At 71.7% G+C, this 12,903-nt stretch carries 11 protein-coding genes; 5 read left to right on the top strand and 6 right to left on the bottom strand.

What is annotated here, in order from left to right; genetic code table 11:
- Window positions 1–134: 134 nt before the first annotated feature.
- Window positions 135–1,589, bottom strand: coding sequence for a neutral zinc metallopeptidase (locus BMY97_RS28090; protein ID WP_091622524.1), 1,455 nt, complete (start codon window positions 1,587–1,589; stop codon window positions 135–137).
- A gap of 190 nt (window positions 1,590–1,779) precedes the next feature.
- Between BMY97_RS28090 and glgP the strand changes: the two genes are divergently transcribed.
- Window positions 1,780–4,323 (top strand): alpha-glucan family phosphorylase, encoded by a 2,544-nt coding sequence (gene glgP, locus BMY97_RS28085; RefSeq protein ID WP_091622096.1) that lies wholly within the window; start codon window positions 1,780–1,782, stop codon window positions 4,321–4,323.
- A gap of 21 nt (window positions 4,324–4,344) precedes the next feature.
- Here glgP and BMY97_RS28080 read toward each other — a convergent pair whose 3' ends face one another.
- On the bottom strand, window positions 4,345–4,740 hold the full coding sequence (locus tag BMY97_RS28080; RefSeq protein ID WP_091622093.1) for a rhodanese-like domain-containing protein: 396 nt from the start codon (window positions 4,738–4,740) through the stop codon (window positions 4,345–4,347).
- Window positions 4,737–5,279 carry a cysteine dioxygenase gene (locus tag BMY97_RS28075; protein WP_091622090.1) on the bottom strand — a complete coding sequence of 181 codons (543 nt, stop codon included), beginning with the start codon at window positions 5,277–5,279 and terminating at the stop codon, window positions 4,737–4,739. Before BMY97_RS28075 ends, BMY97_RS28080 begins: the two co-directional genes overlap by 4 nt.
- A 317-nt stretch (window positions 5,280–5,596) precedes the next feature.
- On the opposite strand from BMY97_RS28075, the gene BMY97_RS28070 reads away from it, so the two are divergent.
- The 4 genes from BMY97_RS28070 to BMY97_RS28055 are packed head-to-tail and all read left to right on the top strand — an operon-like array spanning window position 5,597 to window position 9,383.
- Window positions 5,597–6,409, top strand: a complete 813-nt coding sequence (locus tag BMY97_RS28070) for an ABC transporter ATP-binding protein (protein WP_091622088.1) — start codon at window positions 5,597–5,599, stop codon at window positions 6,407–6,409.
- 52 nt (window positions 6,410–6,461) lie between these two features.
- On the top strand, window positions 6,462–7,241 hold the full coding sequence (locus BMY97_RS28065) for an enoyl-CoA hydratase/isomerase family protein (RefSeq protein ID WP_091622086.1): 780 nt from the start codon (window positions 6,462–6,464) through the stop codon (window positions 7,239–7,241).
- A complete protein-coding gene (locus BMY97_RS28060; RefSeq protein WP_091622084.1) occupies window positions 7,238–8,203 on the top strand; it encodes a class I SAM-dependent methyltransferase in 966 nt (321 codons plus the stop codon). Before BMY97_RS28065 ends, BMY97_RS28060 begins: the two co-directional genes overlap by 4 nt.
- Window position 8,204: 1 nt before the next feature.
- Complete coding sequence (locus BMY97_RS28055) at window positions 8,205–9,383, top strand: class I SAM-dependent methyltransferase (protein ID WP_091622081.1); 1,179 nt, start codon at window positions 8,205–8,207, stop codon at window positions 9,381–9,383.
- A 169-nt stretch (window positions 9,384–9,552) separates the two neighbouring features.
- Here BMY97_RS28055 and BMY97_RS28050 read toward each other — a convergent pair whose 3' ends face one another.
- The 3 genes from BMY97_RS28050 to BMY97_RS48670 all read right to left on the bottom strand — a co-directional run bounded on the left by BMY97_RS28050 (window position 9,553) and on the right by BMY97_RS48670 (window position 12,903).
- A complete protein-coding gene (locus tag BMY97_RS28050; protein ID WP_091622078.1) occupies window positions 9,553–10,545 on the bottom strand; it encodes a chitinase in 993 nt (330 codons plus the stop codon).
- A 271-nt stretch (window positions 10,546–10,816) separates the two neighbouring features.
- Window positions 10,817–11,608, bottom strand: a complete 792-nt coding sequence (locus BMY97_RS28045; protein ID WP_091622076.1) for a hypothetical protein — start codon at window positions 11,606–11,608, stop codon at window positions 10,817–10,819.
- A 665-nt stretch (window positions 11,609–12,273) separates the two neighbouring features.
- Window positions 12,274–12,903 carry an SAM-dependent methyltransferase gene (locus tag BMY97_RS48670; RefSeq protein WP_245787528.1) on the bottom strand — a complete coding sequence of 210 codons (630 nt, stop codon included), beginning with the start codon at window positions 12,901–12,903 and terminating at the stop codon, window positions 12,274–12,276.

The raw sequence follows: 12,903 nt of genomic DNA, 5'->3' as shown, positions 1-12,903 counted from the left end.
CGGACGGGGGCTTTCGTCGTTCCCGGATCAGCCCAGCGTCAGGAAGCCGACGCTGATCCAGCCGGACACGCCATGGTGCGTAACGAAAAGCGGCCACGCGGTCAATCGCCTTTCGGCGGTCCGGAGGACCAGCGTCACGGGTACCTCTGCGAACACGAAGACGAGCCCTGGAGGTAGCCGCTCTGCATCGCCTGGATCCGGTCGAAACCGACGGCCGGGGCGGTGCCGTTGACGTCCGTCGTGATCACGCTGCCCTGGCGCAGCACCTCGGCGATGGCCTCGTCGAGGTCGCCCGCGGACAGCCGCAGCTGCGGTCCCGGGGCCGCGTCGGCCTGCTTCTGGCTGGCGACTTTCGCCCAGGCGCCCACCAGGCAGGTGGTCCGCAGCCCGGCGTTCGCGTTGTCCAGCGAGGCGCCGACACCCTTCTGAATCCCCATCGCGTAACGCGAGGCCACCTCGGCGAACGCCGCGAAGTCGCCGAGGCCGCCGCTGTCCTTGCCGGCCTGCTCGGCCTGCGGGTCGGACGGCTGGGCCAGCTGGGTGAGCCGGTTCAGGTCGATGTTCACGGTGTTGTCGGCCGGGCAGTACGAAGCGGGCGGGGTGCTCGGCCCGCCGGAGCAGCTCCCGTTGCCCGGCACGATCTCCGGCGCGGCCACCCCCGCGCCCTTGAACGCCGAGTCGAGGCTTTCCTTGAGCAGCTTCAGCGTGCTGTCGTTGAGCTTCGCGTCGCCCTTGCCGGTGTCCTTCTGGTCGAACGGCCGCTCGGTGAGCCGCGCCTGCACGTTCTGCGTGTTCATCCCGGCGCACTCCGTCGGGCCCTTCTCGAACCCGGACTGGAAGGCGAAGGTGCGGTCGAACGCCGTGCCGTGCGCCTGCCGGTCGGTGGCGCTGGTGCCCGCCTGGTCGCGGATGAAGAACATCGCGGCCATGACCTGGTCGAGGCCCTCGGCGGTGGACACCTGGTAGAACTTGCTCTTGCCCTCGGCCACCCAGCGGAAGTAGCTGCCGGCGAAGCAGTCGGCCTGCTGCTCCTTCACGACGGTCGGGGTGCTCTTGGTGATGCCCGCCTTGTCACCGAGCCGGTACTGGATCGCGTGGCCGAACTCGTGCGCCAGCACGGTGACCACCGACATCGGCCCGAAGCGCTGGCGCAGCATCGGCAGCAGCACGCCGCGGTCCCACGCCACCGAGTCGTCCTCCGCGCAGTAGAACGCGTTCACCAGCTTCTTGACGCTGCCGCAGGCGGTGTCCTCGGTGTCGGAGTTCGAGTCGTAGGACAGCAGCGACGTGACGGGCTTGAACTTCAGGCCGCCGAAGTCCGCGGGCAGGGTGGCGTCCCAGTACGCCTCCACGTCGGCGATCGCGGCGGTGGCGAGCTGGTCGTCCTGGCCGCCGTCGGCGTTCTTGACGTCCAGCCCCGGCGCGGGCGCGCCGGGCTTGAGCCCGCTCTCGAAGTGCGTCACCGGCAGGCCCGCGACGTTGCCCGCCCCGGCCGTGACCGGTGCCGAAGACCCGTTGCCGCACGCGGCCACCCCGAGCGCCGCCACCAGCGCGAGCGCCACCAGCGCCCGGCCTCCCCCTTGGCTCATCTTCACTCGTTCCACTCTTCGGCCCACCGGACCGGGTCGACAACGGCCAGGCAGGACCCTACTAAGCGGTTACGCCGGATGCGCGGGTTATCCCCGAAGCCGCGCGATGCCGTCGGAGAAGCGGCCGCGTCACGGTGCCGGCGGAACTGGCCCGCGCGCCCGCCGCCGCGGCCCGATATGGTCGCTGGTCATGCGCGCAGTCCGCCGGTTCACCGTTCGCGCCAGCCTGCCCGAGTCGCTCGCCGGGCTCGGGGCGCTGGCCACCAACCTCCGCTGGACCTGGCATCCGCCGACCCGCGACCTGTTCGCGTCGATGGACGCGGAGCTGTTCAACGCCATCCGCGACCCGCTGCGGATGCTCACCGCGCTGCCGCCGGAACGGCTGTCCGAGCTGGCCGTGGACGAGGACTTCCTGCGCCGCACCCGGGAAGCGGCCGCCGACCTGGAGCGTTACCTCACGGAGCCGCGCTGGTACCAGCGGCGCACGGACGAGGGCCTGCCCGGCGCCGTCGCGTACTTCTCGATGGAATTCGGCGTCACGGAGGCGCTGCCGAACTACTCCGGCGGTCTCGGCGTGCTGGCGGGCGACCACCTCAAGGCGGCGTCCGACCTCGGCGTGCCGATGATCGGCGCGGGCCTGCTGTACCGGTCCGGCTACTTCCGCCAGGCGCTCTCGCTGGACGGCTGGCAGGTCGAGCACTACCCGGTGATCGACCCGAACGCGTTCCCGCTGGAGCTGGTCACCGACGGCGGCCGCCCGGTGCTGGTCGAGGTCGCCATGCCCGGCGGGCGCGAGCTGCGCGCGCAGATCTGGCGGGCCCGCGTCGGGCGGATCCCGTTGCTGCTGCTCGACTCCGACATCGAGGACAACGACGAGGACCTGCGCCCGGTCACCGACCGGCTCTACGGCGGCGACGCCGACCACCGCATCCGCCAGGAGATCCTGGCCGGCATCGGCGGCTTCCGCGCGGTCCGGAAGTTCTGCGAGCTCACCGGGCACCCGCAGCCGCTGGTGTTCCACACCAACGAAGGCCACGCCGGCTTCCTCGGCCTGGAGCGGGCGCGCGAGATCATCCAGGCCGACGGGCTGGCCTTCGACGAGGCGCTGCCCGCCGTCCGCGCGGGCACGGTGTTCACCACGCACACGCCGGTCAGCGCGGGCATCGACCGGTTCCCGGTGGACCTCGTGCAGCGGTACTTCACCGACGGCAGGCTGGTCCCCGACGTCGACCCGCGGCGCGTGCTGGCGCTCGGCGCCGAGGACAACCCCGGCCTGTTCAACATGGCGCACATGGGTTTGCGGCTCGCCCAGCGCGCGAACGGCGTCTCGCAGCTGCACGGCCGCGTCACCCGCCGGATGTTCTCCCGGCTGTGGCCCGGTTTCGACGAGGACGAGGTGCCGATCTCGTCCATCACCAACGGCGTGCACGGGCCCACGTGGGTCGCGCGCGAGCTGAGCGCGCTGCTGGGCGGCAACCACGACGAGTTCGGCCACGAGGGCCGGACGCCGGGCAGCTCGCTGCGTGACGGCGTCACGGACGAGCAGCTGTGGGGCTTGCGCCGCGAGCTGCGCGAGAAGCTCGTCGGCGAGGTCCGGCGACGCGTGCGCGCGGCGTGGGTGCAGCGCGGCGCCTCGGCGCTGGAGCTGGGCTGGACCGATCGTGTTTTCGACCCGGACGTGCTGACGGTCGGCTTCGCCCGCCGCGTGCCGACGTACAAGCGGCTGACGCTGATGCTGCGCGACCCGGACCGGCTGCGCGCGCTGCTGCTCGACGAGCGGCGGCCCATCCAGATCGTGATCGGCGGCAAGTCCCACCCGGCCGACGACAACGGCAAGCAGCTGATCCAGCAGATCGTGCGGTTCGTCGACGACCCGGCCGTGCGGCACCGGATCGTCTTCCTGCCGGACTACGACATGTCCATGGCCCGCTACCTCTACCGCGGCTGCGACGTGTGGCTGAACAACCCCGTGCGGCCGCTGGAGGCGTGCGGCACGTCGGGCATGAAGTCGGCGCTCAACGGCGGCCTCAACCTGTCCATTCGCGACGGCTGGTGGGAGGAGTGCTACGACGGCAGCAACGGCTGGGCCATCCCGACCGCCGACGGCATCACCGACCCGCTGCGCCGCGACGACCTCGAGGCCGCCGCGCTGTACGACCTGCTGGGCCAGCAGATCGCGCCGCTGTACTACGACAACGACGCGGCGGGAGTGCCGTCCGGCTGGCTGTCGATGGTGTGGCACACGCTGGAGACGCTGGGCCCGTTCGTGCAGGCGTCGCGGATGGTGCGGGAGTACGTGGACTCCGGCTACCTGCCCGCGTCGCGCACCGTCGCCGCCGCGACCGGCGACGGCTACCGCGGCGCCCTGTCGCTGGCCGACTACCGCACCAAGCTCGAGGTCGCGTGGCCGCGTGTGCGGATCTTCGACTCGGAGCTGCTCTACGACCACGCCGAACGGCTGGTGGTCGGCACCGAGGTCACCGTGCGCGCCCGCATCGACCTGGCCGGGCTCGATCCGTCCGAAGTGGACGTTCAGGCCGTCGTCGGCCAGGTGGGCGACGCCGACGAGCTCACCGAAACCAGCACGGTCCCGATGCGCGGCGACGGCATCGGCGCGTTCGCCGCTTCGCTCACCCTGCCGCGCGCGGGCTCGGTCGGCTACACCGTGCGCGTGCTGCCGAAACACGACCTGCTGGCCAGCCCGGCCGAGCTGGCCCGCGTCGTCCTCGCCTGACCCTGCGCTTGACCGCAGGGGTCAGGGAACCGCGGGCGACCCACCCGGCGTGACGGGCAGCCCGGCCGCCGCCCAAGCGCGAAACCCGCCCGCCAGGTCGGTCGCGCCAGGCAGCCCGAGGCGCTGGAGATCGGCAGCGGCGAGACTCGACGAGTAACCCTCGTTGCACACCACGATCGCGACAGTCCCCGTCGTGACGCCCGGCAGTTTCCACTCGCTGTCCGGCGCCAGGCGCCATTCCAGGTGGATCCGCTCGACGATCACCGAGCCGGGGATCTCGCCCTCGTCGAGCCGGTTCGCGTGCGGCCGGATGTCCACGATCAGCGCGCCGTCGGACTGCAGCCGCTGCGCGCGCACCGGGTCCACGCGGTCCAGCGAGGACCGGGCGCCGTCCAGGAGTTCGTCGATCGCGCTCATCGGCCGAGTATGGCCGGGAGCGGCGGGATCTCCGCGGGCACGTCCGCGAGGGTCCGGTAGTCCCGGGTCGCCACCAGCGGCGGCGAGTACGCGTGGACGCTGGCCGCCGGCCGCTCGCCGAGGCCGGTGACCTGGTGCGCGCGCCCGGCGCCGAAGCCGATGCCCTCGCCCGCGGAGTGCGTGCGGCGGCGGATCGGCCCGCCGGGATAGCGGTACTCCTCGCCGATTTCGCCCTGCAGCACCGTGAACGAGCCGGACGCGCCCCCGTGGTCGTGCGGCTTCGTCCGCTGGCCGGGCAGCCACGAAAGCAGCCACAGCTCGACGCCGTCGGTCAGCGCGAGCCGCGCCCACCACCGGGAGTCCTCGTCGAAGTGCAGCAGCCCGCGCAGGCCGGCGGTCAGCTCGGTGGTGACGGTCCTGGTCAGCTCGGCCAGCTCGCGCGGCGTCCACAGCAGCCTCGACGGGTGCAGCAGCTGCGGCAGCAGCGGGTCGGTCAGCTGGGGGTGGATCTCGACGTCAGGGGTGATCGACGTGGTCAACGGGGGCGCTCCTCGTTCGAAGGTGACGGCTGGGGTGACACAGCGCGGCACGCGAGAACGCGGGGCGTCCTCGGCTTTCAGCGGGCGTGCCGCGCGGGCGTACACCCGGCGGAAGCCACGAGGAGCAGGTCGATCGCGCGACGTCGCCAGAACGATCCCCGGGTGACGGGGGCGACGGCGGGCGCGGGCCTGGACATGCCTCGATCCTGCCACAGTCCGGCGGGTCCGCTGTGGTCCGTCCCACCGGCTGGACGTCCACGGGGCGAACAAACCCGGGCGGGTGCGAACGCGCGCGCGAGGGCGGCCACAATGGGCTTGTGAGCGAGCCGACCCTGCCCAGCGACCTTGACGATCTCGTGGTGCGGATGGCCGGTGTCGGCGTCCGACGGAGCGGAAACGACCTGCTCGCCGGCCTCGACTGGAGTGTCGAGCTGGACGAGCGCTGGGTCGTGCTCGGCCCGAACGGCGCCGGCAAGACCACCCTCCTGCGGCTGGCCGCCGCCGAGCTGCACCCGACCGCCGGCACCGTCGACCTGCTCGGCGACCGCATCGGCCGGGTCAACGTCTTCGAACTGCGCCCCCGCATCGGGTTCACCTCCGCCGCGATCGCCCAGCGCGTCCCCGGCGACGAGCTGGTGCGAGACGTCGTGGTGAGCGCCGGCTACGCGGTGATGGGCCGCTGGCGCGAGGCGTACGACGCGCTGGACACCAACCGCGCCGCCGAGCTGCTGGGCACGCTCGGCATCGCGCACCTGGCCGAGCGCACGTTCGGCACGCTGTCCGAGGGCGAGCGCAAGCGCGTGCTGATCGCGCGCTCGCTGATGACCGATCCCGAGCTGCTGCTGCTCGACGAGCCGGCGGCCGGCCTGGACCTGGGCGGGCGCGAGGACCTCGTCGCGCGGCTGTCGGACCTCGCGCTGGACCCGGACGCGCCGGCCATGGTGCTCGTCACGCACCACGTGGAGGAGATCCCGCCCGGCTTCACCCACGCGTTGCTGCTCAAGGACGGCCACGCCGTGGTCTCCGGGCTGGTGGACGACGTGATCACCGGCGAGAACCTGTCGAAGACGTTCGACCAGGACCTGGTCCTGCAGCGGTCGGGCGAGCGGTTCTTCGCCCGTCGGCGGTAGCTTGTCCTTACCGGTCGGTAGCCTGGTTTTCCGTGAACGAGGAGGAAGTCGCGTGGGAGAGTTCGTAAGCCTCGAGGTCGAGGACGGGGTCGGCACGATCCGGCTCGACCGGCCGCCGGTCAACGCGCTGAACAACCAGGTGCAGGCCGAGCTCGCCGAGGCGGCGCGCGAGGCTTCGGACCGCGAAGACGTCCGCGCGGTGATCCTGTACGGCGGCGAGAAGACCTTCGCCGGCGGCGCGGACATCAAGGAGATGGCCAGCCGCACGTACCCGGAGATCGCCAAGTTCGGCGCCGAGCTGACCGCTTCGCTCGCGCGCCTCGCGAACATCCCGAAGCCGGTCGTCGCGGCCATCACCGGCTACGCCCTGGGCGGCGGCCTGGAGCTGGCGCTGACCGCGGACTGGCGGGTCGCGGGCGACAACGTCAAGGTCGGCCAGCCGGAGATCCAGCTCGGCATCATCCCCGGCGCCGGCGGCACGCAGCGGCTGTCGCGGCTGATCGGCCCGAGCAAGGCCAAGGACCTGATCTTCACCGGCCGGTTCGTGAAGGCCGAAGAAGCACTCAAGCTGGGCATCCTCGACGAGGTCGTGGCCCCGGACGACGTGTATGCCGCCGCTCGCAAGTGGGCCGCGCAGTTCGCGAACGGTCCCGCCGTGGCGTTGCGCGCCGCCAAGACCGCGATCGATTCGGGCCTCGACGTCGACCTCGCCACGGGCCTCAAGATCGAGACCCAGCTGTTCACCGCCCTGTGGGCGACCGAGGACCAGGCGAACGGCATGAAGTCGTTCATCGAGAACGGCCCGGGCAAGGCCGCTTTCGAGGGGAAGTGACCAGCGTGACCGATCCCGCGCCGAACCCGCACGCCACCGCCGAAGAGGTCCAGGCGGCCTACGGCGACCCGAAGCTCGCGAACGTCCTCTACCACGACTGGGAAGCCGGGACGTACGACGAGAAGTGGTCGATCTCCTACGACGAGCGCTGCATCTCCTACGCCACCGACGTGTTCAACGCCGTCGCGGGCGAGGACGGCCAGCCGTACCAGCACGCCATGGAGCTGGGCAGCGGCACCGGTTTCTTCCTGCTGAACCTGATGCAGGGCGGCGTCGCCAAGAAGGGCTCGGTCACCGACCTCTCGCCCGGCATGGTGCAGGTCGCGCTGCGCAACGCCGAGGGCCTCGGCCTCGACGTGGACGGCCGGGTCGCCGACGCCGAGCGGATCCCGTACGAGGACAACACGTTCGACCTCGTGGTCGGGCACGCGGTGCTGCACCACATCCCGGACGTCCGCGCGGCGTTCGCCGAGGTGCTGCGGGTGCTCAAGCCCGGCGGCCGGTTCGTCTTCGCCGGCGAGCCGACGAAGGTGGGCGACTTCTACGCCCGCAAGCTCGGCCAGTTCACCTGGTTCCTGACCACGCGGGTGACCAAGCTGTCCGCGCTGAGCGGCTGGCGCCGTCCGCAGGAAGAGCTGGACGAGTCCTCGCGCGCCGCGGCGCTGGAGGCCGTGGTGGACATCCACACCTTCGACCCGTCGGAGCTGGAGGCCATGGCTCGTGGCGCCGGCGCCCAGGACGTGCGCGCGGTCACCGAGGAGTTCTCGGCGGCGCTGGCGGGCTGGCCGATCCGGACGTTCGAAGCCGCTGTGCCGCAGGAGAAGCTGACGGTGCGGTGGCGGCTGTTCGCCTACCACCTGTGGCTGCGACTGTCCGCTTTGGACAAGAAGGTGCTCTCGAAGGTGCTGCCGCGCGAGCTGTTCTACAACGTGATGATCACCGGGACCAAGCGGCCGTCCTGAATTGGCCTACGGTTTCACGTCCGAAGACGTCGCCTTCCTGCGCTCCGGCGCGGGACGGGCGGCGTTGCTCGCGGCGTCCGCGCTGCCGCTGACCGACGCCACCCGGATCTCCGACGTCGGCGCCGTGCGGCGTTCGGCGGGTGAGCCGCACGCCGCCGCGGTGCTGGAAACCGTGGTGCTGCGCCGGAAATCGGCCGCGAAGCTGGCGGGCGCGGACGAGTGGCTGTTCACCGGCGACGCGCTCCAGCAGGCGAGCGCGACGCCGGTGGCCCGGCACCGCGCCACCCGGCTGGCCGGTCTCGACGTGCATGACGTCACGTGTTCGGTGGGCGCGGACCTGGTGGAGCTGGCCAGGGTGGCGCGCCGGGCGTTGGGGTCCGATGTGGACGCCGTACGACTGGAGATGGCGCGGCACAACGCTTCCGTCGCCGGGGTCTCGCCCGGCATCGTCCGGGCGGACGCGCTGGCGCCGGTCAGCCGCGGCACCGTGGTGGTCGCGGACCCGGCCCGGCGCGACTCGGCGGGCCGCCGCACCTGGAAGCCCGCCGACTTCCTGCCCCCGCTCGACGGCCTGGTGGACGCCTACCCCGGCCGCCCGCTGTCGATCAAATGCGCGCCCGGCCTGGACTTCGCGATCGCGCCGTGGGCCGAAGAGGTGGAGCTGGTCTCGCTCGACGGCGCGGTCCGCGAAGCCTGCCTCTGGCGAGGCCTCTCCGAAGGTGTCTCCCGGCGGGCGACCGTGCTGCGTTCGGGCGGTACACAGTGGACGCTCACGGACGCCGCGCCGGACGAGATTCCGGTGCGGGAGCCGGGAAAGTGGATCATCGACCCGGACGGTGCGGTCGTCCGCGCCGGACTGGTGCGGCATTACGCGGCGCGGCACGGCCTGTGGCAGCTGGACGAGCGCATCGCCTACCTCACCGGGGACACCCCGCCGTCCGGCGTGCGGGCCTTCCGGGTGCTGGAACACGGTCCGTACAACGAGAAGTCGCTGCGTTCCGTCCTCAAGCGACTCGAAGTCGGGCGGCTGGAGATCCTGGTGCGCGGCCTGGACATCGACCCGGACGCGTTGCGCCGCCGGCTGAAACCGCGCGGCCCCGCGGAGTCCACTGTGGTGCTCACCCGGATCGGCCGGTCACCCGCGGTTTTCGTCTGTCGGGCCGAGCGCATCCCTTCGTAGGGTGGAAACCCGGGCGGCGGCAGCGTGGGTTCTTCAGGTTTCTGCTCGGCACCGTGAGGAACCTGGCGAACGAGAGCTACCCGGCCCCGGCCGACGCGTTCGCACATCCAGGCGACCCCGGCGCCACTCCAGCCATCCACAATGGACGACCGGAGCGGCTTCCGGCGGTTCAGCCGTTGTAGCCCGCGAAGATCTTCGCGAACTCGTAAGGCTGCTGCGGGACGTTGGTGCACTTGTAGAGCGCGCCGGTGCAGGCATTCGCGTCGCGTCCGGCCTCCCACATCGACAGCATGCCGAGGTGCACGGTCTTCGCGAAGTCGACCAGCGCGGTGGCGTCCTTCTGGTAGAAGATCTCGTTCTGCGAGTCGTTGACGCCGATCATCGGGGTGACACCAATCTTCTGCCAGGCGTCCGCGTCCGACAGCCCGAAGATGGACTTGACCTGGGCCTGCGTGGCCTTGGCCGCGGAGATCGCCTTCGCGCCCTGGTCGCCGGCGCCCTGGTAGTAGTCCATCGCCATCACGTTGACCATGTCCACGTCGACGCCCGCGGACTTGGCCGAGTTGACCACGTTGAGGCCGTCCGAGGTGAGGCCGTCCGGCAGCACGGGCAGGGTCAGCGAAATCTTGAGGCCGGGGTTGTCGGCCTGCACGGTCTTCAGTGCCTGCGAGCGGCGCTGGATCGTCGCCGTGTCGGCCACGGCGGCACCCTCGATGTCCAGGTCGATGTACTTGAGGCCGTACGCCTTCACGACCGCGTCGTACTCCGCGACCAGTGCCGAGGTGTCCGTACACGCCTGGGCCAGCTCGATGCCCGACGCGCCGCCGAACGACACCTTGACGTCACCGCCGCCCGAGCGGATCTTGGCGATTTCGTCGGACTGCCAGCCGGCGCGCGGGTCGTACGCGTTGAACCAGCTCGCCTTGCAGCCGGCCGAGGTGACGAAGCCGAGGGTGAAGCTCTTCACGCCGCCGCTCGCCGACATGGTGGACAAGACCGGCGTCGGCCAGGCGCCCATGTCCACATAGGGCGCGACGGGGACCGCCGAGGCGGCGACGGCGGGAGCGGCGCCGGCCGTGGCCGCCGGCGCGGCCAGCCCGGCGGCGATCGCCACCAGCCCGCCGAGCGCGATGGCCAGTTTCCGGGGAGAGGGGAGTCGCATCGGTGAAACCTCCACAGCGGGGACCTGGAGAAGGGGAAACCTTGTCCAAATGGTATAGACCAATAATGCGGCCCAAGCCATAGCCCATTCGGATGCAGTGGCGTCCCGATCAGCGGGATCGGCGGAGGTTCGCCGGTTTGGTCAGCTTTCTGGGCACGGCAGGTCGCCACTTGCCGAGCGCCTTCACCGTCGAGCCGGGCTTCGTCTCCACGCGTCGACGGCACCCGCGTTGTCAACTACGCCCAGTGGCCAACCCCGGAGTGGGCTCGACTCAGCCCACAGCGAGCGCGGTGACTCCCGAGACGTAGCGCCCGCCCTTCAGATCACCCAACGGCACCAGGCGCGGCAGCGCGAGCGGCTCCCCGTCCTCGACCGTGGACAGCAGCAGTGGCCGTCCGCCGGCGGATTCCTCGGCGAGTGTCACGGCGGCCCCGTAACCGTCGGAGCCCACGGCGACCACCGGTTCGCCCGACGTCGGCAACACCCCGGCCAGCAGCAGGACCAGTGCGAGCGGCGGCCCGGACTCGGTGTGCGTCTGCGGTCCGGCGTCGGAGTTGAACTTCGCCGTCACGGTCCGGCGCGGCAGCCGGGCGAGCAACGCCGGCGGCAGCGTGACGGCCCGTCGCCCCTGCGTGACGCGCACGGCCCGGTCGGCCGCCCCGGCGTCGGAGACGGCGACGGTGACCGTCCGCACGTCGGCCACGGTGCGGCTCGCATTCCGGTCGCCCGGCACAGTCAGGTCGACCCCATGCCGCCCGGCCCGGAACACCGCTGGCTGGTCGCCGATCGACGGATCGATCTCGGCCAGCGCGAACGTCACGGACCGGTGCTCACTCCCCGTCACCCGCACCGTCACGCGCAACGCAGTGTTCTTCCCCGGCGGCAACACCGGCGCCGCCGCGGCGACAACCTGCCGCAGCCCGTCCCCGGCAAGCTCCCCAGCCGAGTAAGACGTGGGCGCCGCCACGGCCCCACCGACGGAAACAACTTCGGCCCCGGTGGCCACCCCACCACCGACCCCCAGCCCGACGACCACCGCCAGCCCCACGACGATCCCGCGCATCCGCGCCTCCTCCGGCCGATCCCTCCCGCAACCGCGGACGATCGGGGCGGAGTTTAGCCGTTTCCCCGGAGATCGTGTGCCTGCCGCCGCCCGGCTCGACCTCCATCTCGCCGATAACCGGCGAGGCTTTGTCCACCCGTCACAGCCGGCAGTCGTGCCTCGCCAGTCAAAGCGCCTGGCGACGGTATTTAGCCGAAAGCGCGCCGCACGCCCGCCGTTGCCGAAACCCGACGACGACCCCCACGGCCGGGGTGCGCCGGGTCCTCGGCAACGCCTGCGCCCCGCCCAGGCCCCGGCACCCGAACCCCGCCGAAATCCGGCCACTCCGCTCATCCGGACTTCGCCGAAATCCGGCGATGCCTGTTCACCGGGGTTCGCCGGAATCTGGCCATGCCTGTTCACTGGGCTTCGCCGAAATCTGGCCATGCCTGTTCACCGGGCTTCGCCGAACGTCGGCCATGCCTGTTCACTCCGACCGTCGCTGAAGCCCGGGCCACCTCAGCCCACCCGGCCGGAAACCCTGCCGGTCGCGCAGGCCGCGCCATCGCCTCTGCCCGTCGTCGGCATCCGGCGACACCCGCGCTACCTCGAGCCGACACTCGCCCGAGAGCCCGTGCCCCGCACCAAACCCCGATCACCAAACCCCGATCAACCGCTGCCCGCACTCACCCCCGGCGCCGCGCCACCAGCACAGCGTCGCGAACGGTCACCTCGTGCCCGTCCGGGAGGGCGGCCGTCCGCGGGCGCGCGTCGGTGACAACCGCGTCCCAGCCGTCGTCGAGGGTCTCGGCGATGGACTCGGCCGTGAAGAACAGGTCGGGCACCTGCGGCCGGGGCACTCCCTGCTCCAGGTCCGACGGGTGGTGCCCGACGATGAGCAGCGTCCCGCCCGGCGCGACAGCCGCTGCCAGCCGTTCGAACAGCGCCGTGCGCTCGGGCGTCGGCAGGTGCATGAACTGGGCCGACACCAGGTCGAACTGTTCCTCCGGCGCCCACGACGTCAGATCGGCCCGCAGCCACGAAATCCGCTCGTCCAGGCCCTGCGCCGCGGTCTCCTTGGCGCCGCGAGCCAGCGCCGTGGCCGAAAAGTCGACGGCCGTCACATGCCAGCCGGAGGCGGCGAGCCACAGCGCGTCGCCGCCTTCGCCGCAGCCCGCGTCCAGCGCGCGGCGCGGGCGCAGGTCCGCCGCCTCGGTCACCAGCTGCGGGTTGGGCCGGCCGGTCCAGAGTGAGGTCTGCGAACCGTAGAGCTCTTCCCAGAATCCCCGGTCGAACACCGGCATCTGCTCCGTCAT

Origin of the sequence: Amycolatopsis saalfeldensis (genome assembly GCF_900110575.1) — a bacterium.
GTDB classification, from domain to species: domain Bacteria; phylum Actinomycetota; class Actinomycetes; order Mycobacteriales; family Pseudonocardiaceae; genus Amycolatopsis; species Amycolatopsis saalfeldensis.
This window is presented reverse-complemented; position numbering and strand designations above follow the sequence as displayed.

Bases quoted from the DNA above. Each gene is read 5' to 3' on its own strand.
- BMY97_RS28090 (WP_091622524.1), bottom strand. From the start codon at position 1,589: ATGAGCCAAGGGGGAGGCCGGGCGCTGGTGGCGCTCGCGCTGGTGGCG.
- glgP (WP_091622096.1), top strand. From the start codon at position 1,780: ATGCGCGCAGTCCGCCGGTTCACCGTTCGCGCCAGCCTGCCCGAGTCG.
- BMY97_RS28080 (WP_091622093.1), bottom strand. From the start codon at position 4,740: ATGAGCGCGATCGACGAACTCCTGGACGGCGCCCGGTCCTCGCTGGAC.
- BMY97_RS28050 (WP_091622078.1), bottom strand. From the start codon at position 10,545: ATGCGACTCCCCTCTCCCCGGAAACTGGCCATCGCGCTCGGCGGGCTG.
- BMY97_RS28045 (WP_091622076.1), bottom strand. From the start codon at position 11,608: ATGCGCGGGATCGTCGTGGGGCTGGCGGTGGTCGTCGGGCTGGGGGTC.
- BMY97_RS48670 (WP_245787528.1), bottom strand. From the start codon at position 12,903: ATGACGGAGCAGATGCCGGTGTTCGACCGGGGATTCTGGGAAGAGCTC.